Source organism: Nonomuraea sp. 3N208 (assembly GCF_052245935.1).
Taxonomy (GTDB): domain Bacteria; phylum Actinomycetota; class Actinomycetes; order Streptosporangiales; family Streptosporangiaceae; genus Nonomuraea.
The window spans coordinates 83,828-100,610 of sequence record NZ_JBQQBR010000004.1 but is presented as its reverse complement, the minus strand read 5'-3'; the positions used below and the strand labels follow the sequence as shown (position 1 = coordinate 100,610).

General features: G+C 68.1%; 20 protein-coding genes. 10 read left to right on the top strand and 10 right to left on the bottom strand.

What is annotated here, in order from left to right; genetic code table 11:
- Positions 1-268 precede the first annotated feature (268 nt).
- Complete coding sequence (locus ACTWPT_RS06845; protein WP_443176655.1) at positions 269-730, bottom strand: ester cyclase; 462 nt, start codon at positions 728-730, stop codon at positions 269-271.
- A 623-nt stretch (positions 731-1,353) separates the two neighbouring features.
- On the opposite strand from ACTWPT_RS06845, the gene ACTWPT_RS06840 reads away from it, so the two are divergent.
- Genes ACTWPT_RS06840 through ACTWPT_RS06830 form a run of 3 tightly spaced genes read left to right on the top strand, consistent with a single transcriptional unit; the run spans position 1,354 to position 4,791 of the window.
- Complete coding sequence (locus ACTWPT_RS06840) at positions 1,354-2,853, top strand: arylsulfatase (RefSeq protein ID WP_443176386.1); 1,500 nt, start codon at positions 1,354-1,356, stop codon at positions 2,851-2,853.
- Between the two features lie 55 nt (positions 2,854-2,908).
- Positions 2,909-3,880: a formylglycine-generating enzyme family protein gene (locus tag ACTWPT_RS06835; RefSeq protein WP_443176385.1), complete on the top strand. Its 972-nt coding sequence runs from the start codon at positions 2,909-2,911 to the stop codon at positions 3,878-3,880.
- Entirely contained in the window at positions 3,877-4,791 is a 915-nt protein-coding gene (locus ACTWPT_RS06830) for an HAD family hydrolase (RefSeq protein WP_443176384.1), read from the top strand. The genes ACTWPT_RS06835 and ACTWPT_RS06830 overlap by 4 nt, the downstream gene beginning before the upstream one ends.
- Positions 4,792-5,265: 474 nt before the next feature.
- Here the strand turns inward: ACTWPT_RS06830 and ACTWPT_RS06825 are convergent, their stop codons facing one another.
- Positions 5,266-5,949, bottom strand: a complete 684-nt coding sequence (locus tag ACTWPT_RS06825) for a hypothetical protein (RefSeq protein WP_443176383.1) — start codon at positions 5,947-5,949, stop codon at positions 5,266-5,268.
- Between the two features lie 3 nt (positions 5,950-5,952).
- Between ACTWPT_RS06825 and ACTWPT_RS06820 the strand changes: the two genes are divergently transcribed.
- Together ACTWPT_RS06820 and ACTWPT_RS06815 are read left to right on the top strand one after the other, a co-directional pair.
- Positions 5,953-6,078, top strand: coding sequence for a hypothetical protein (locus ACTWPT_RS06820; protein ID WP_443176382.1), 126 nt, complete (start codon positions 5,953-5,955; stop codon positions 6,076-6,078).
- Positions 6,079-6,315: 237 nt separating this feature from the next.
- Entirely contained in the window at positions 6,316-6,507 is a 192-nt protein-coding gene (locus ACTWPT_RS06815) for a hypothetical protein (RefSeq protein ID WP_443176381.1), read from the top strand.
- Positions 6,508-6,542: 35 nt separating this feature from the next.
- On the opposite strand, the gene ACTWPT_RS06810 is transcribed toward ACTWPT_RS06815, so the two are convergent.
- From ACTWPT_RS06810 to ACTWPT_RS06795, 4 genes are all read right to left on the bottom strand, one after another.
- Positions 6,543-7,463 (bottom strand): SDR family oxidoreductase, encoded by a 921-nt coding sequence (locus ACTWPT_RS06810; protein WP_443176380.1) that lies wholly within the window; start codon positions 7,461-7,463, stop codon positions 6,543-6,545.
- Positions 7,464-7,576: 113 nt separating this feature from the next.
- Complete coding sequence (locus tag ACTWPT_RS06805; RefSeq protein WP_443176379.1) at positions 7,577-8,008, bottom strand: MarR family winged helix-turn-helix transcriptional regulator; 432 nt, start codon at positions 8,006-8,008, stop codon at positions 7,577-7,579.
- 47 nt (positions 8,009-8,055) lie between these two features.
- Positions 8,056-9,117 carry an alkene reductase gene (locus tag ACTWPT_RS06800; protein ID WP_443176378.1) on the bottom strand — a complete coding sequence of 354 codons (1,062 nt, stop codon included), beginning with the start codon at positions 9,115-9,117 and terminating at the stop codon, positions 8,056-8,058.
- Positions 9,118-9,194: 77 nt separating this feature from the next.
- Positions 9,195-10,100 (bottom strand): NADP-dependent oxidoreductase, encoded by a 906-nt coding sequence (locus ACTWPT_RS06795; RefSeq protein ID WP_443176377.1) that lies wholly within the window; start codon positions 10,098-10,100, stop codon positions 9,195-9,197.
- A gap of 222 nt (positions 10,101-10,322) precedes the next feature.
- On the opposite strand from ACTWPT_RS06795, the gene ACTWPT_RS06790 reads away from it, so the two are divergent.
- Entirely contained in the window at positions 10,323-10,559 is a 237-nt protein-coding gene (locus ACTWPT_RS06790; RefSeq protein ID WP_443176376.1) for a hypothetical protein, read from the top strand.
- A gap of 106 nt (positions 10,560-10,665) precedes the next feature.
- Here ACTWPT_RS06790 and prfH read toward each other — a convergent pair whose 3' ends face one another.
- The 4 genes from prfH to ACTWPT_RS06770 all read right to left on the bottom strand — a co-directional run bounded on the left by prfH (position 10,666) and on the right by ACTWPT_RS06770 (position 13,915).
- Positions 10,666-11,328, bottom strand: a complete 663-nt coding sequence (gene prfH, locus ACTWPT_RS06785; protein WP_443176375.1) for a peptide chain release factor H — start codon at positions 11,326-11,328, stop codon at positions 10,666-10,668.
- Positions 11,325-12,485, bottom strand: a complete 1,161-nt coding sequence (locus tag ACTWPT_RS06780) for an RNA ligase RtcB family protein (protein WP_443176374.1) — start codon at positions 12,483-12,485, stop codon at positions 11,325-11,327. Before ACTWPT_RS06780 ends, prfH begins: the two co-directional genes overlap by 4 nt.
- Positions 12,486-12,760: 275 nt before the next feature.
- Positions 12,761-13,165 (bottom strand): hypothetical protein, encoded by a 405-nt coding sequence (locus ACTWPT_RS06775; protein ID WP_443176373.1) that lies wholly within the window; start codon positions 13,163-13,165, stop codon positions 12,761-12,763.
- Between the two features lie 354 nt (positions 13,166-13,519).
- A complete protein-coding gene (locus ACTWPT_RS06770; protein ID WP_443176372.1) occupies positions 13,520-13,915 on the bottom strand; it encodes a MerR family transcriptional regulator in 396 nt (131 codons plus the stop codon).
- Between the two features lie 49 nt (positions 13,916-13,964).
- Between ACTWPT_RS06770 and ACTWPT_RS06765 the strand changes: the two genes are divergently transcribed.
- The 4 genes from ACTWPT_RS06765 to ACTWPT_RS06750 all read left to right on the top strand — a co-directional run bounded on the left by ACTWPT_RS06765 (position 13,965) and on the right by ACTWPT_RS06750 (position 16,779).
- Positions 13,965-15,014, top strand: coding sequence for an aldo/keto reductase (locus ACTWPT_RS06765; RefSeq protein ID WP_443176371.1), 1,050 nt, complete (start codon positions 13,965-13,967; stop codon positions 15,012-15,014).
- A gap of 280 nt (positions 15,015-15,294) precedes the next feature.
- On the top strand, positions 15,295-15,465 hold the full coding sequence (locus tag ACTWPT_RS06760; protein ID WP_443176370.1) for a hypothetical protein: 171 nt from the start codon (positions 15,295-15,297) through the stop codon (positions 15,463-15,465).
- Positions 15,466-15,715: 250 nt separating this feature from the next.
- On the top strand, positions 15,716-16,360 hold the full coding sequence (locus tag ACTWPT_RS06755) for an arsenate reductase ArsC (protein ID WP_443176369.1): 645 nt from the start codon (positions 15,716-15,718) through the stop codon (positions 16,358-16,360).
- A 77-nt stretch (positions 16,361-16,437) separates the two neighbouring features.
- Positions 16,438-16,779, top strand: a complete 342-nt coding sequence (locus ACTWPT_RS06750) for an ArsR/SmtB family transcription factor (protein WP_443176368.1) — start codon at positions 16,438-16,440, stop codon at positions 16,777-16,779.
- Positions 16,780-16,783: the final 4 nt, after the last annotated feature.

Sequence of the window (16,783 nt, the reverse complement as noted above, 5' to 3'; positions counted from 1 at the left end):
GGACTCGCCCCCCGACATTCGGGTCCGGCCGGGCAATGGTTATCTTGAGTTGTTGGCTGATCTTCACAGCATGGTGCCTCGATAGCCCAGGGTCCCGCGATGGCGATGGAGGAGTCGAACTCACGCTTTTATCGTCGCGTTCGTCAAGGGCGTCTCCGCCGTCTGCGTGAGCCTGGCCGCCGCTGCAAGCGGGCCGGAAGGCCTCCTGTAGCTGCCTACTTCCTCCCAGAGACCAACAATGGTCATCGCTGCGCGGTGCGCCTGAGGCTCAGAATGCATTCTCGGGAATGAGCCGGAGGCCGAGGGAAGCGAACACCTGCAGCTGGTCGAAGTAGATGTGGTGGCTGACGATGAGGCCACCGTCCAGATCCGCCGTGCTGCATCCCCGCACTACTACGCGACGACCGGTCGGCTCGAGTACCTCACCGCCGGGTATGAGGAAGGGGCCGAGGTGAGTGCCAGTCAGCGTCCATTCGAGCCCTGTCACGCTCGCGGTGGTGATCTTTCTCCAGAGCGTGGCACTTACGTCCGGGAAGCCGTCGAACCAGGACGAGTAGAAGGTGGCAATCTGCTCGTGCCCCTCCGCCACGCCTCCCGGAGCCACAAAGACCCCCCCGGGCCGTAGAGGCGCAACACCCTTTCCAGTGCGTGATCGTTCACGGCGTCGGCCAGCGCATCGCTGACCTGATGGTCCTCTGGCATCTTTCCTCCTTGATGCAGATGGGGGCACCGCTATCGAAGTCACCTCCCCTGAACGCCGACGGACATGCTCACCCGTTCGGCTTCCCAGGCCACGTCCGCGTGGCCGGCGCCCGACCGCCGCATTTTCTGCACGGCCTGGGAGGGGATCTCTCCGTTCATGCGTGCTTCTGGTGTGCTTGGCTCCGGGAATGGGTCGAGGAGGTTCGAAGACGCCGTCCGTTTCAGGTGTGCCCGCCCCTGACTCCGGGTGCCGTGATGGCATGTGAGGGGGCGCCTCCCCTTCGGTGATAGTCAAGCTGTTTCACAATTCAGGGTTGGTGACGCCACGCTGACGGAGCGAAACGGCAGGCCGAAACTACTGTCGGGAACCGGCCTGGGGAGCATTGCCGCATCGCTTCGACGAGCTGGTCCATGGTGGTCTCGCGCACGCCGCCCACCCGCCGGCCGAGAGCGCCTGATGGTACTCCGCGGCGCCGCGATGGCCTTCTGCTGGGCTCGCTTGAGCGTCGTAAGGCGTATGTCGGCCTTCTTGGCCGTGCCGAACTGGAATCTTGGCAGCTCAATGGCCCGGACATTCCTGTCGACGGGCGACAATGGTTGCACATTGTCTGAATATCGTTACTTTAAGTAATTGAAGTGGCTGGGGGATGTGTGCCGGAGCGACCGAACATCCTGGTCATCTTTGGAGATGACATCGGGATCACGAATCTCAGCTGTTACAGCGACGGGCTGATGGGCTACCGCACCCCCAACATCGATCGGATCGCCGAAGAGGGTGTGCGGTTCACCGACTACTACGGCGAGCAGAGCTGTACGGCGGGCAGGGCCGCGTTCATCACCGGGCAGAATCCGTACCGGACGGGTTTGACCAAGGTGGGCATGCCTGGCGCCGACATCGGGTTGCGCAGCGAGGACCCGACGATCGCCACCGCGCTGAAGGCTCAGGGGTACGCTACGGGCCAGTTCGGCAAGAACCACCTCGGCGACCGTGACGAGTTCCTGCCGACGGCGCACGGGTTCGACGAGTTCTTCGGCAACCTCTACCACCTCAACGCCGAGGAGGAGCCGGAGCAGCCCGACTACCCGACCGAGAAGGAGTTCCCGGAGTTCAGGAAGCGGTTCGGGCCGCGCGGGGTGATCCGCTCATGGGCCAACGCGGACGGCACTCAGCGCATCGAGGACACCGGACCGCTTACCAGGAAGCGGATGGAGACCTGCGACGAGGAGTTCCGCGACGCCGCGATCGACTTCGTTCGCCGCCAGAGCCAGGTCGGCACGCCCTTCTTCGTATGGTTCAACACCACCCACATGCACTTCCGTACGCACTGCAAGCCAGAGAGCAGGGGACGTGCCGGGCGATGGCAGTCGGAATACCACGACACGATGCTCGACCACGACGACATCGTCGGGGACATGCTCGCCGTACTGGACGAGCTCGGCATCGCCGAGAACACGATCGTCATGTACTCCACCGACAACGGCCCGCACATGAACACCTGGCCGGACGGTGCCATGACGCCGTTCCGGAACGAGAAGAACTCCAACTGGGAGGGCGCCTACCGGGTGCCCGCCATGGTGCGGTGGCCGGGCAAGATCCCGGCCGGTACCGTGCTCAACGACATCGTCAGCCACACCGACTGGTTCGTCACCCTGCTGGCCGCGGCAGGCGTACCGGACATCGCCGACCGGCTCACAACGGGGACAGATCTCGGCGGCACATCCTTCCGCGTGCAGTTGGACGGCCACAACCAGCTTCCCTATCTCACCGGTGAGGTGGATGAGAGCCCGCGCAAGCACTTCTTCTACGTCTCCGATGACGGTGACCTCACCGCGCTGCGGTTCCACAACTGGAAGCTGGTGTTCCTGGAACAGAGAGCCCCGGGAACGCTGCGCATATGGGCCGAGCCGTACACCGAACTGCGGGTCCCGAAGATCTTCAACCTCCGCACCGACCCCTACGAGCGGGCTGACATCACCTCCAACACCTACTACGACTGGCTGATCGACCATGCCTGGCTGGTGGTCCCCGCACAGGCCTACGTCGCCGACCTGCTCTCGACCTTCGCCGACTTCCCGCCACGCCAGGAGCCGGCGAGCTTCAGCATCGACCAAGTGATGGACAAGCTACGCGCCGCGATGGCGAGCACGTGAGCGGCACGGGCGCGCCGACGACCGCGAGCCGCGAATGACTCGCACGCTTGGGCCTATGAGGCCGCGCCACGGGGCCGACCACGCGATCCGACTCGCCGGAGGGGTCTTCACGATGGGCTCCGACGCCCACTATTGCGAGGAGGCTCCCGCTCGCCAGGTGCACGTCGACGCCTTCGCCATCGACCCGATCGCCGTCACCAACCGCCGGTTCGCCGCGTTCGCCGCGGCGACCGGCTATGTCACCGTGGCCGAGCGACCGCTGAACCCGGCCGAGTTCCCCGGCGCACCCCCGGAGAACCTGGTGCCCGGGTCGATGGTGTTCGTGCCGACGCCTGGCCCTGTCGATCTTCGGCACCTCAGCCTGTGGTGGAGATGGACGCCGGGCGCCAGCTGGCGCTGCTCCGAGGGGAGAGGCTCGAGTATCGACGACCGCCTCGACCATCCGGTGGTCCACGTCGCTTACGAGGACGCCGCCGCCTACGCAACCTGGATCGGTGCCACGCTACCGACCGAGGCGCAGTGGGAGTACGCCGCCCGCGGGGGCCTCGAGGGTGCGGCGTTCACCTGGGGCGACGAGCCGCGTCCTGAGGGTCGCATCATGGCCAACACCTGGGATGGAGACGACTTTCCCTGGCGTTCGACGGGCGAATCCGGCTGGTCCCGGACCGCGCCGGTCGGCTCCTTTCCGCCGAACCCCTACGGGTTGTTCGACATGGCGGGCAACGTGTGGGAATGGACCTCCGACTGGTGGAGCGAAAGGCACCCCGACGCGGCCGCCTCACCGTGCTGCGTTCCGCGCAACCCCCGCGGTGGCGACATCGACTCTAGCTATGACGCGGCCCAGCCCCAGTTCCGCATCCCCCGTAAGGTGATCAAGGGTGGGTCGCACCTGTGCGCCGACACCTACTGCCTGCGCTACCGGCCCGCCCGCCGGCCACAGATGATCGACACCGGTATGAGCCACATCGGCTTCCGCTGCGTATGGACGGCCCCGGCTTCCGAGCATGCGAAGGGCGCCGCGTCATGACATCGAGGATTTCGCTGCCGTCGTGGCGGCCGGGCGCGACCCGGGACAGGCTCTTGGAGTTCCTCGATGCCGTCCGCTCCGTGCCGGAGACCGATCGAGTGGCCTACTTCGACAACGATGGCACGTTGTGGTGCGAGCGGCCGAGATACGTCCAGCTTGAGTTCTTCCTGGAGGCCCTGCGCCGTCGCGTCGGGACCGACCCGTCGGTCGGCGAGCGGCCCGAGTTCGCCGCCGCCCTCAGCGGCGATCCAGACCGGGTCGGGGAGGTCGGCCTGGAGCGTATCGCGCTCGCGCTCGCCGGACTCTTCGAGGGCGTCACCCCCGAAGAGTTCGCCGCCGACGCCAGGGCGTTCATGGCGACGGCGACCCACTCAACGCTCGGCCGGCCGATGCGCACCTTGGTGTACCAGCCGATGCTCGAGCTGATCGCCGAACTGCGTCGGCTGTCCTTCACCGTCGGCATCGTCACCGGAGGCGGCACGGAGTTCGTCCGCGCCGTCAGCGAGGATCTGTACGGTGTGCCGGCCGAGCTCGTGGTCGGCACGCTCATCGCCTACGACTTCGGGCGGGACGGCTCCGGGCGCCCTGGGCTGCGCCGTACCGGGCGCATCCTCGGGGCCGCCAACGAGGGACCGGCCAAGGTCGCCAACATCCAGACGCAGCTCGGCCGACGCCCGATCATGGCCGCAGGGAACTCCGGTGGTGACCGCGAGATGCTCGAATGGGCCACCGCCACTGACCGGCCACATCTGGCGCTGCTGGTCGACCACGACGACGCCGAACGCGAATACTCATATGCCGGCCATGCGGAGACCTTGACGGAAGCCGAGCCCATCACCCGGACCGCCTCGCGCCTCGGGTGGAGCGTGGTCAGCATCGCCAACGATTGGGGAACCGTCTTTCCACGCTGATCCGCTACGGCCAGCCCCTGGAGATGCCATTGAGCACCTCGGCCGAACTCGATGCGTGATCGTGAAAGCGGAGGGTGTGTTCTTTCCCGCTGTCAGGGCGCCTTCACCGACATGCGAATGTGTGAAGGCGGTCTTGCGGCTCATCGTGCCGACTTGTGCGGCTCTCTTTGAGGATGCGCGTCATCCGGTGTCCAACTCGAAGCCCACCACCGGCGGGAGTCGAGACGGCTGGCCGGTCGGCTTCCGCCGGGAGTCGCGGAGCCGCCCATCGCGCCTGCGAGGGGTTGCGACACTGGCGGAAACGGGCCGCACACCGCTCCCGGTTGATCATCGATGTCAGGCACTGCGACCTGCAGAAACACAGGTTGTCGTGATGCCGTGCGCCCGACTTATCCGTCCATGTTCGAGCTGGAACGTCAGTCCGGTGACGAGGGCCGACACGGCGCGTGGCCCCTTTCGGGCGTATTCGATCGCCTAGCGTTTCGGCATGTTCGGGGAATTGATGCGATGGGCCGGCGAGGTGAGCAGAACGAGGCCGACGACCATGACCCAGACGGGGAAGACGATCTCCGACCAGGCGATTCTGCTGACAACGAGCACCTGCACCAGCCCGATGAGGTAGCCGGCGAGGATCAGCCAGCGGGGGAACAGGCCGAGGCGGGCCACGATGGTTGTGGTGGTCAGCGTGAACACGCCCGCCATGCGTGGTGCGTACTCGGTGAGCAGGGCGATCGTGAAGTGACGCCCATAGTGCAACAGCTCGGTCGGCGGAATCGAGCCCTTCGTCGCGTCGATCGTGACCAGGAAGGCGCTCGCCGTCGCGCCGAAGACGAAGAGCATCGCCACGTACAGCAGGCCCGCGCCGAGGAACACCGTCGCGAAGAACCTGTCCTCCCGCACGCCGATGAAGTCGCGTAGCGCGCCCATGAACCAAAGGTAGAAGATCCCCCCGAACGGCAGCAGGATCAGCGCCAGCCTCAGGGCGTGGTGGGCGGAGACGTCCGCGAGATAGGCGGCTGCCTCGAGCGGGCGCTCGGGCATTGCCCTGCGCACCAGGATCATGGCGCCACCCAGCAGTAGGGCGGACAGGATCCCTGCGGCTCCCGCGGCGCGCGGAGTCCGCAGCGCCTTCGCCGAAGGTTCGGCACTGTCCTGCATGAGGTGCCTGTTCCCGCAGAGGCGCCGGATATCCCGGTGGCAGATCTTGCCGCCGCCCTGCTGAACCGGCAGGTCGGCGTCCTGCCGATGGGCGAGGTGGGGCGCAATCCGCCAGGGGTGCGACGCTGAAAACGGCCAGGAACGGGCTATGCATCGTTTCCTATCTGACCGTCGGCATCAGGCACTGCGACTTGTAGAAACACGGGCTGTCGCGATGCCGTGCCCGACCTATCCGTTCATGTCGAGGCGGAACGCCGTTCGATGGGCAGCGTGGGTGGCGCCTCACGGCGAGACGGCGAGAGCAACACTGTGGCCACGCGCCATTTCTGCTGGTCGTGATCGGTGCCCCTGGCAGGATTCGAACTAATGACTGTGTACGACCCCGAGGACCTGGCCCACATCTCGCCCTACCTGACCGAGCACATCAACCGGTTCGGCGAGTACTCCACGCACGAGCTCGGCATCCAGCCCGAGGCGTACGACCCGAAGCTGGACGTTGATTTCACCCCGCTGCGCGACCAGGACTTGCAGGCCATCGGATTCGGTAGGGCAGCCTGAGGTGTCCTGGTCAGGCCGGCCGGGACGCGGGCCTGTCACCGGTGCGGTGCAGTGCCCAGCTCGTCGCTGTACCGGGCGAGGACGTCCTCGGCCGTGGGGACGGGGCCGAACAGCTGCTCCTGGCGGCGGGGGTCGGCGATGTAGCGGCCGGTGTCGAACCAGCGGAACATCGCGGCCATGTCCTTGATCAGGGGCATGAAGCGGCCGGCGACGGCTCCTGCGGCGCGGGCGACGGCGGACGGGACGGCCCACACCTTGATCTTCTTTCCGGCCCGGCTGCCCATCAGGTCGGCTACCTCGCGCATGCTGACCGGACGGTCCCAGCCGATGTCGATGTGCTCACCGTCGTCGGCCTCGGCGTCGACTGCGGCTGCCAGGTACGCCGCGAGATCGGAGGTGTGGACGAAGGTCAGCGGGACGGTGGTCTTGCCGATCCATATCAGGCGGCCCTTGTCGATCGGGTCGCCCGCCATGCTCGCGATCTGGTCGAGGAACGCCCCCGGGCGCAGTGCGAGGAACGGGACGCCGAGCTGTTCGAGTTTGTCCTCGGCGAGCTTCTTGTGCCAGAAGTGTGGAACATCGGGCGTCTGGTCGCTGGTGAGGATGCTGGTCAGGACGAACCGTCGGATGCCGGTGCGGTGCGCGGCCTCGGCGAGGTTGGCGTTGCCGACGGTGTCGATGTCATGCGCGTTCTTGCCGCCGCGGGTGTAGCCGGCGGCGGTGGTGATGACGGCATCGGCGCCGTTCATGGCGGCGACGAGCGAGTCGAGGTCGAGCATGTCGCCGCGGGCGATCTCCACGCCCCGGCTTTCGAGTCTGTCAGCGTCGCTGGTCGGCCGGACCAAGGCACGGACGTTCTTGCCGCGCCTGAGCAGTTCGTCGACGACCTTGCCCCCGAGAGAGCCGGTCGCCCCGACGACGAGGACCGGGAGGGTGGTGGAGTCGGTGGCAGTCATGGTTTTCGCTTTCCATCAGGTCAGGAGCGAGGGCTTGGTTGCCGAGGCCGAAGGCGATGGGACTGGGTGATGCGGCCGTTCTCGAGGTGCAGGCGGCCAGCCGCACCGGCGAGTTACTCGGATTCTTCTTGCGGAAGCGCGCGGCTGGTGAGCGCCTCGGCGATGGCGTAGGCGGTGTCGACGAAGGACTCCGCCTGCTGCTCCGACAGGTTCCGCGCGGAGGTCTCCTCCAGGGTCTGCCACAGGGCTGCGATGGGTTGGCGCATGGCACGGCCCTTGTCGGTGAGGTGGACCACCATGACGCGCCGGTCATGTGCGGCCGGCTCGCGGACGAGCAGGCCGGCGTCCTGCATCCGGCGCAGCGACTTGGAAACGGTGGAGTGGTCCAGGCCGACGCTTTCGAGCAGCTCGGACTGGGTCTGGCCGTCCCGGTCAAAGAGCTGCATCAACAGCAGTTCCTGTCCGGGATGCAGGTCCATCGCGCGAAGCAGGGCGGCGGCGTGGGCGCGGTGGGCGCGGGCGAGCTGGAAGATCGCGTAGCTCATCGGCCCTTTGCTGGCCGTCGTGGGGATGTGGGGCATGGTTCGGTGCCTCAATCCGTGTAGGTGGGGTAGTCGGTGTAGCCGGCCGCTCCGCCGCCGTAGTAGGTCGCCGGGTCGGGGGCGTTCAGCTCCGCGCCGGCGCGGAGCCGCTCGACCAGGTCCGGGTTGGCGAGCGCGAGGGCGCCGACGGAGACCAGGTCGGCCGCACCGTTGTCGATGTCCTTGGCGCGGATGGGTACATCGGTGCCACCCCGGTTGAGGATCAGCGTGGCCGGCCACTGCGCGCGCAGGGTTTCCAGCAGAGCCTCGTCGCCCGCGTGCATCACGTGGAGGTAGGCCAGGCCCAGCGGGCGCAGCGCGTCCAGGAGCGCCGGATACAGCTCGGCGGTGTCGGACTCGGCGATGTCGTTGTAGGGGTTGCCGGGGGAGATGCGCAGACCGGTGCGCTCCGCGCCGATCTCGTCGGCCACGGCGGCGGCTACCTCGACGGCGAAGCGGATGCGGTTGTCAAGGGAGCCGCCGTAGCGGTCGGTGCGCTGGTTGGTGTTGTCGGACAAGAACTGGTGCACCAGGTAGCCGTTGGCGCCGTGGATCTCCACGCCGTCCGCGCCTGCCGCGACGGCGGCCGCCGCGGCGCGACGGAAGTCGTCGACCGTCGCCGCGACCTCCTGCGTCGACAGCGCACGGGGCTCCGGCATCTCCTGGGGCCCGAACGCGGTGAACATCACGCCCTCGGGGCGGATCGCCGACGGGGCGACCGGCTGGCGCCCGTGGGGCGTGTTGTCGGGGTGGGAGATGCGTCCGACGTGCATCAGCTGGATGACGATCCGGCCGCCGGCCGCGTGTACGGCGTCAATGACCTTGCGCCACCCGGCGATCTGCTCGTCATTGTGAATGCCGGGAGTGAGGAGGTAGCCCTGGCCGTCGGCGGAGGGCTGGGTTCCCTCAGTGATGATCAGCGCGTGTGAAGCTCGCTGGGCGTAGTACTCGGCGTTCAGCTCGGTCGGGACGCCTTCCGGCGTGGAGCGGTCACGAGTCATGGGGGCCATGACCAGGCGGTGCGGCAGGGATATGCCGCCGACAGTGGTCGGCGTCCACAGAGAGTCCAGCATGCGTGGTCCTTCGGTGCGGCGAGGCCCGGGTGGGCATCGGGAAACGGCGGGCGGGGTGGATGAAGAGGCGAGCGTGTTCAGCCGACGGTGAGGACGAGCTTGCCCCGGACATGCCCGGCGTCGCTGACCTGCTGGGCCGTGGCGGCCTGGCCGAGCGGATAGGCGGTGACGGTGGTGACGATCTTGCCGGTCGCGGCGTCCTGGGCCAGGGCGGCCAGGCGGTCGGACGAGGCCTCCGCGCGACCGCTGGAGAAGGTGATGCCGAGCTGCTGCGCGCGGAAGTCGGCGATGGTGACGATGCGATCGGTGCCGCCCCGCAGGGTGATGGAGTCCTCAAGGGCGCCCTTCCCGGCCAGGTCGAACACCGCGTCCACGCCGTCAGGGGCGAGCGCCCGGACCCGCTCGACCAGGCCCTCGCCGTACACGGTCGCAGTGGCGCCGAGCGAGGCGAGATATTCCTGATTCCCGGGGCCGGCGGTGCCGATGACACGTGCTCCGCGGGCCGTGGCGAGCTGAACCGCCAGGGTTCCGACCGCTCCCGCCGCGCCGTGCATCAGCACGGTCTCCCCGGCGGCGACACCCAGCAGGTTCAGGACCCGCTCGGCCGTCTCACTCGCCACCGGCAGCGCGGCCGCGTGCTGCCAGTCGAGGGCGGCGGGCTTGGGGGCCACGATGGTGGCCAGCGCGTACTCGGCGTACGAGCCGGTGTCCGACCAGCCCAGCACCGCGTCGCCCACCTGCACGTCGGTCACGCCCTCACCCAGGGCGTCCACCACGCCGGCGAGCTCGCCGCCGGGAACGGCGGGGAAGGTCGTTGGGTACACGGCCTCCAGCATCCCGGAGCGGATCTTGCCGTCCAGCGCGTTCAGCCCGGCAGCCTTCACGCGGACACGGACCTGCCCGGGGCCGGGCTGCGGGACCTCGATGTCCGCCTCGTGCAGTACTTCCGGGCCGCCGAAACGGTCGAAAACGATGGCTTTCATGACAACTCCTAACGTTGCGCCACACATTAGGTGGCTAGACACATAATCACTGTAGCAGCAATATGTGGCTAGCCAAGTATTTGCTGCCGCCCGGACCGCGCGAGGTCGACTGCGGCCGGGTCCCGCCTCGGGACCGGGACGGCTGCTCCTGCGGGTCTCACCGCGAACGGGTCCTGTGGACCGCCCCTCTACTCCGATGCGTATGGCGACGAGACGTCCGTCGTGCGCATGCACAGCGGCAACGGCCCGCACGAGGAGATGGATCGCCGCGCGATCGCCTGCTTCGACCAGGCTCTCGAGGACGTAGGGCTGACCACGGGGGAGCCGCTCCGGCAGGTGTTGCACGACTACTTCGCCTGGGTCACCACCACGGCCATGGCCCGCTATCCGGAGTCCGCGGACGACGTACCGGAGGGCCTGAGCATCCCCCTGTGGTCATGGGACGGCCTGCAACGCTGAGTCGTCTGCTTTCTCACACCGGATCGGGGTACATCCGCCGGCTGGGCCGGGAGACCGACCGTCGCGGCGTTTCCTCACGGGCCCGCACTTACGCACGGGCCGCGACTCACCGCCGTCGCCGGCGCGTCGGCACCTGTGGAGTCTGGTCCTGTTCCGGTGCCTCGGGGCGTTCGACGCGGGTGGGGTTGCCGCGTACGAGCTCGTCATGGATGCCCCGGCGGGCGGCGCTGACGGCGCGCTCCGCCACCTCGTCGCCGTGCTCGATGCGCTCTCGCAGCAGCCGCAGGGCGATGCGGCGGTTGAGGCTGAACTGCCGCTCAGTGTCGACCACGACGACGATCCCGGTGGGCCGGTGGGTCGCCCGTACCGCCGTGCTGGCCTTGTTGCGATGCTGACCGCCGGGGCCGCCGGTGCGGCAGGCGACGATGTCGACGTCCGCTTCCGTGAACGTCGTGCGAGGGATGTCGACCTGGCACGGCTGGGCGATGACGTACCAGTTCTTTCGGCCGATGCCGGCCCGGTATGGGCTGGGGGCCTGCCAGCACAGGGTTCCGGTCCACGAAGCGGCGAACGCCTCGGCGCCGTCTCCTGCGATTCGGATGAGGACCGACCGGTAGGTGCCCGGCCGGTCACCGGGAACAGTGTCGGCCCGATGGGTCTCCAGGTCCTGCCGGGTGGCGTCGCCTTCCAGGCGGTGCAGCAGCCGGGCCAGGGCCCAGGCGCACTCCTGCGGGCCGCGCCCGGCGGACAGGAGCAGGTGGACGCTCACGACCGCCCCCGCTTACGGCGGTGCTCCCGGTGGTCTCTCTGGTCGGCCGTCTTGTACGTGACCAGCGGGATCGTGGTGGCGACGGGCGTGGCCAGGTCATGGTGGACGAGGTCGCCGATCACCTGCTCGATGCGCTTGTACGCCGACGGCGCCTCCTCGAACAGCAACTGCCGGTCGCCACACACCACCAGCGACCCCATGGGCGTGCGGCGCAGCTCTTCAACCGTGTGCTTGGCCTTCCCCCGGCGCAGCGCGTCCGCACGGGACATCTTGCGACCCGCGCCGTGGGCCACGGAATGGTTGGCGTCCGGCCCGGCGTGGCCTGCCACGAGGTAGGACGGGGTGCCTCGCGTACCGGCGATGAGCACGTCACGGCCGTCACCCGGCGCCGCCCCCTTGCGGTGCAGGTAGCTGCCGTCGCGGACCTCGACCAGGTTGTGGCACTGGTCGACGATCGGCTCGGTGGGCTCGGCCCCCAGGGCATGGGCGACCCGGGCGGCCAGCAGCCGCCGGTTGAGCGACCCCCAGCGTACGGCCTCGTCATGCATCGCCAGGTAGGCACCGGGATCAGGAGCGGGGCCCGCGCCGTGCACCTCGGTGTGCGCCCGCAGGATCCGCTCGCCCAGCCCTCGGGAACCGCTGTGGACGATGAGAACCAGGTCGCCGGCGTCGAGCCCGAGCCGGCTCGCGTGCTCCGGCTCGAAGACTGTCCCGATTCGCGCCAGCTCCACGAAGTGGTTGCCCCGGCCGACCGTCCCGAGGCCCTCGACGTGACCTGCGGGGATGTCGCCCTTCACCACGGCCCAGGCGGGATCGTCGGCATCCTGCTCAGGGTCTAGCGCACGATCGAGATCGGGGAACCGCGCGGCGAGCTTCTCGGGGATGGCGCGCTTGAGCTTGATGGGGAACACGGCGATGCCGCAACCGATGTCGGAGCCCACCAGGAACGGGTACAGGACGGTCGACGCCATGGCGGCGCCGATGGGGGCGCCCTTGCCGGGGTGCAGGTCCGGCATGGCGGCGACGTGCATCATGCCGTCGAGGGCGGCCACCTGACGGCACTGCGCGACGGCATCGGACTCGATCCAGCTCGTGGGGGAGGCGAACACGGTGACCGTGGCCGCAGCGGCCGGAGGCAGGGAGTGTTGCTGAGACAAAGACGCTCTCTTCGCTGAACAGGATGTGGGCATGCGGGCATCACGGCGGCGAGTGAGCGCCGTGGATCTCGAAATAGCGGTGCTGTCCGTCAGAGCCTCATGGACACCACATTCCCCGAGCCCACCACGCGAGGCAAACGATTTTCGGCCGGACCCCGATCGCAGAGCCGAACCCCGACCGCGTGAATGGGCCGCCCCGTCACCGTTGATCGTGCGCACGCCGTCGTGTCACAGGGGCTCGAAGCGGACCCCTGTGACACGAGGCTGACATCCCATCAGGCGGCGTCGAGGGCTGCGGTGATCTTGCGGGCCATCTCGGCCGTGGTGGGGCTGGGCTCGCTCTTCTGGCCGTGGCCGGCGGCCTCGATGGTGACGAGAACGGTGCGGCGGAAGTTGTCGGCCTCAGCGGCGTCCAGCTGCTGGAGCAGGGTCATGGACGCGGTCAGGGCGGGCAGCACCTGGTCGGCGAGGGCGGCGGTGGTCTTGCTGTCGTACAGGCCCTTGGGCGCCTTGGTGAGCACGTGCCCGACGACGCCGGTGGCGGAGGTCAGGGCGATGGAGGCCTGGGTGGCGGCCTTGTGCGGGGAGCCGGCAGCGCCGGCGGCGGTGATCAGGGAGACGGCGCCCCAGGCGGCGGTGCGGAGGGTGTGCTGGTCCTGCTCGGAGAGGGTGATAGCCATGATGGTGTGTTCCTTTGTGAGAGGCGGGTTCTTGCTGGTGCCCGGTGGCCCCGGCCTCGTGGCCGTGACCGCCGCGCCGTTCATGGCCTTTACGATCGCCGACCCCTCTGATAGCGGGCCGTCGCCGTGCTGACGCGGCCGCTGACACGGCACGTATGGCCGGCGCTGGAAACCACCGTGCCGACGTCAGACCTGGCCACCTCCGTGGATCTCTGGACCCGCGGGCTCGGTTTCATCAACCTGTTCACGGTCCCCGGCCAGGTCACGGGCCTTCGACGGTGGGCGTTCCAGGACGCTAGGCTCGTCCCGGCCGGCCCCTCCAACGGTGAGCATCGAAGCAATCCCCGAAGAGGCTTAGGGCGCACAATCTGTGACGTTGTCCCGCAAACCCAGACGGCCCTCGTAGACAGCCACCTTGTGGGTGATCAGCTTGAGGCACTGGTCGAGTTCATGCATCTGGGTGAGCACCCGTTCCCGATGTTCGCGCAACACCTCCAGCCGTTCCACCTCGTTGCCTTGGCCCGCCCTGACGAGCTCGGTGTAGCGCCGGATGTCGGTCAGGGGCATGCCGGAGGCCCGCAGCCGAATGCAAACGCCCAGCCAGTCGACGTCACCCTCGCTGTAGACCCGGTGCCCTGCGATTCCCCGCCGTACCGGCTGGGCCAGCAGCCCCTCCCGCTCGTAGAACCGGAGTGTGTGCACGCTGAGCCCGGTGCGCTCGGCGACCTGGCCGATGCTCAAACCCGACATGTGGCCCAGTTTGACCTAGAGTCGGCTCTAGATTCTACGGTTCCGAAGTATGAGATATCGCATCCTCGGCCGCACTGGTATCGAGGTCAGCACCCACTGCCTCGGCACCATGATGTTCGGCTCGGCCGGCAACCCCGACCACGATGACAGCATCCGCATCATCCACACCGCCCTCGACCACGGGATCAACTTCGTCGACACCGCCGACATGTACTCGGCGGGCGAATCCGAGGAGATCGTGGGCAAGGCGCTGCAGGGCCGGCGGGACGAAGTGGTGCTGGCGACGAAGGTGCACTTCCAGATGGGGGAGGGGCCCAACCGCAGCGGCAACTCGCGGCGTTGGATCATGCGCGAGGTCGAGGCGAGTCTCAAGCGGCTGCGCACCGACTGGATCGACCTCTACCAGATCCACCGCCCCGACCACCGGACCGACATCGAGGAGACCCTCTCCGCACTGACCGATCTGGTACGGCAGGGCAAAATCCGGGCCTTCGGCAGCTCGGCCTTCCCGGCGCACGAGACGGTCGAGGCCTATCACGTGGCCCGGCAGCGCGGCTTGTACCGGTTCCGCACCGAGCAGCCGCCGTACAACATCCTGGCCCGCGGCATCGAGGGCGACGTCCTTCCGACGGCGCAGCGGCTCGGCATGGGCGTGCTCACCTACAGCCCGCTGGGCTGGGGGTTCCTGACCGGCCGTTTCCGCAAGGGGCAGCAGGTCGACATGTCGCGGGGCCGCGCCGCGCTCGCGCCAGAACGGTTCGACCCGTCTATCCCGGTCAACGCAGCCAAGCTGGAGATCGTCGAGGAACTGGTGAAACTGGCGGACGAGCTCGGCTGCACCCTGCCGGCGCTGGCCGTCGCCTTCGCCGCGTCACACGCGGCGGTCACCTCGGTCATTCTCGGCCCGCGCACGATGGAGCAGCTGGATAGCTTGCTGAAGGGCGCCTCGCTGGTGCTCGACGACATTGTGCTCGACCGGATCGACGAGCTCGTGCCGCCCGGCACCAACGTCTACCACCCTGTCGGCCTCTGGAGCCCCGCGCCCCTGACCGACCCCGCATTGCGCCGCCGCCCGCTCGGCGACCGCGCCGCGAGCTGACCCAGAAATGAAATATTGGCGGAGGTGACCATCTGCAAAGGGGCAGGTGACGTTGTCGGACATCACGATCTTCGGCACTACGAGCGGCATGGCACGCGGATCGCTCGGATCGGGAGGCGCGGCCATCCTGCTCCATGAAGTACGCAGAGTTCTCCTCCCGGCGCTGGGCACCCAGGGGTTCACGTCCCTGCGGATTCGCGGAGTACGTGTCACCGGCCCGGCCGGGCACCGGCCGGATCTCGAATTCAAGGTGCCAGGCGCAGACAGCTAGGCGAAGACAATGCTCTCCAAAGAACAGCATGCCGAGTTCCTCGCCAACGCGAAGAAAGATCTGGCGGCGGGCGTCGATATCGACGTGCTGACGAGCCGGAGGCGGAACCGTGTCCTGATGACGCCAGCTTCCCTGGCGGAACTACGGGCCGTCGTGCGCGGCGGCAGGCTTGGGATATGACGCAGGATCTGCGATGCCTGGGTCGCCGCCGCCGCCGCCACCGACCTCCGGTCGGGCGCTCAGCTCCGTGGCAATGAGGGAAAGAACCTGCAGGTCATCGCCGTGGCCCGATAGACCAGCGGGTGGGGGTGTGGGGTATACGCATGGCCATGATCGAGCGCTGCACCACCGCCCGACCGCCGAGCTCAACCGGGCTGGTTCATCTTCGATATCACCAAGCCGATGGGCGCCAACCGGGGATAGCTTGAGGGTGACGGGGGGCTCACTCGGACCAAACGCACCTAATTGGCACGACGCCACCACCGCACGTCGCCTGGGCGATGAGTTCACCGGCACGTTCGGCACCGAGACCATCGAGCGGTTCCTGCACACCAGCTACGACCAGTTCGCCAGCAAGGCGGCGGTCGCCAACTTCCTGCCACTGCTCGCCGAACGGTTCGCCCGTCAGCGCCTGCACGCCCTGGCCAGGGTCGAGGGCCACCACGACGGCCGCCCGATCGTGCTGTTCCTGTGCGTACACAACGCCGGGCGCTCCCAGATGGCGCTCGGTTTCTTCACCGAGCTGGCCGGCGAGCACGCCGTCGGCTGGTCGGGCGGCTCGGAGTTCGCCTCGGAAGTCAACCCCGCCGCGATCGCCTCGATGGCCGAGCGCGGCATCGACATCTCCCGCAAGTACCCCAAGCCGTGGACCGAGGAGATCGTCCGCGCCGCCGATGTCGTGATCACCATGGGCTGCGGCGATGCCTGCCCGGTCTACCCCGGCAAACGCTACCTGGACTGGGAGCTCGACGACCCGGCGGGCAAGCCGGTGGAGGAGATCCGCCCGATCCGCGACGAGATCGAGCGCCGCGTCCGCGCCCTGCTGGCCGACCTCGAAGTGCCGGTGAGCAGCTGACCCCGTCACGAGCACGGATAGATGTCTGTCAATATAGACGGAAGTCGACATCGCCGGTATCGATGCATGGAGAGTGAATGGAACTGCTCGAACTTCTGGAGTGCAGCCCGCCGCTGGCCCGCGAGCCACTCGACGCCGACCAGGCCGCGGGCGTGGCCCGCGTCTTCAAGGCGCTGGGCGACCCGGCACGGCTGCGCATCCTGTCGATCGTGGCCAGCCGCGAAGGCGGCGAGGCCTGCGTGTGCGACATCACCGATGCCTTCGAGCTGTCCCAGCCGACCATCAGTCACCACCTGAAGGTGCTCAAGGACGTCGGCCTGCTCACCTCCGAACGGCGCGCGTCCTGGGTGTACTACCGGCTCGTCCCCGACACGCTCGCCGAACTGTCAGCGCTGCTCAACACGCCCGCCACGGTCTGAGGCT

Coding starts and splice junctions, on each gene's coding strand:
- ACTWPT_RS06835 (WP_443176385.1), top strand. CDS start 2,909: ATGAGGCCGCGCCACGGGGCCGACCACGCGATCCGACTCGCCGGAGGG.
- ACTWPT_RS06830 (WP_443176384.1), top strand. CDS start 3,877: ATGACATCGAGGATTTCGCTGCCGTCGTGGCGGCCGGGCGCGACCCGG.
- ACTWPT_RS06825 (WP_443176383.1), bottom strand. CDS start 5,949: ATGCAGGACAGTGCCGAACCTTCGGCGAAGGCGCTGCGGACTCCGCGC.
- ACTWPT_RS06815 (WP_443176381.1), top strand. CDS start 6,316: ATGACTGTGTACGACCCCGAGGACCTGGCCCACATCTCGCCCTACCTG.
- ACTWPT_RS06810 (WP_443176380.1), bottom strand. CDS start 7,463: ATGACTGCCACCGACTCCACCACCCTCCCGGTCCTCGTCGTCGGGGCG.
- ACTWPT_RS06805 (WP_443176379.1), bottom strand. CDS start 8,008: ATGAGCTACGCGATCTTCCAGCTCGCCCGCGCCCACCGCGCCCACGCC.
- ACTWPT_RS06800 (WP_443176378.1), bottom strand. CDS start 9,117: ATGCTGGACTCTCTGTGGACGCCGACCACTGTCGGCGGCATATCCCTG.
- ACTWPT_RS06795 (WP_443176377.1), bottom strand. CDS start 10,100: ATGAAAGCCATCGTTTTCGACCGTTTCGGCGGCCCGGAAGTACTGCAC.
- ACTWPT_RS06775 (WP_443176373.1), bottom strand. CDS start 13,165: ATGGCTATCACCCTCTCCGAGCAGGACCAGCACACCCTCCGCACCGCC.
- ACTWPT_RS06770 (WP_443176372.1), bottom strand. CDS start 13,915: ATGTCGGGTTTGAGCATCGGCCAGGTCGCCGAGCGCACCGGGCTCAGC.
- ACTWPT_RS06765 (WP_443176371.1), top strand. CDS start 13,965: ATGAGATATCGCATCCTCGGCCGCACTGGTATCGAGGTCAGCACCCAC.
- ACTWPT_RS06760 (WP_443176370.1), top strand. CDS start 15,295: ATGCTCTCCAAAGAACAGCATGCCGAGTTCCTCGCCAACGCGAAGAAA.
- ACTWPT_RS06750 (WP_443176368.1), top strand. CDS start 16,438: ATGGAACTGCTCGAACTTCTGGAGTGCAGCCCGCCGCTGGCCCGCGAG.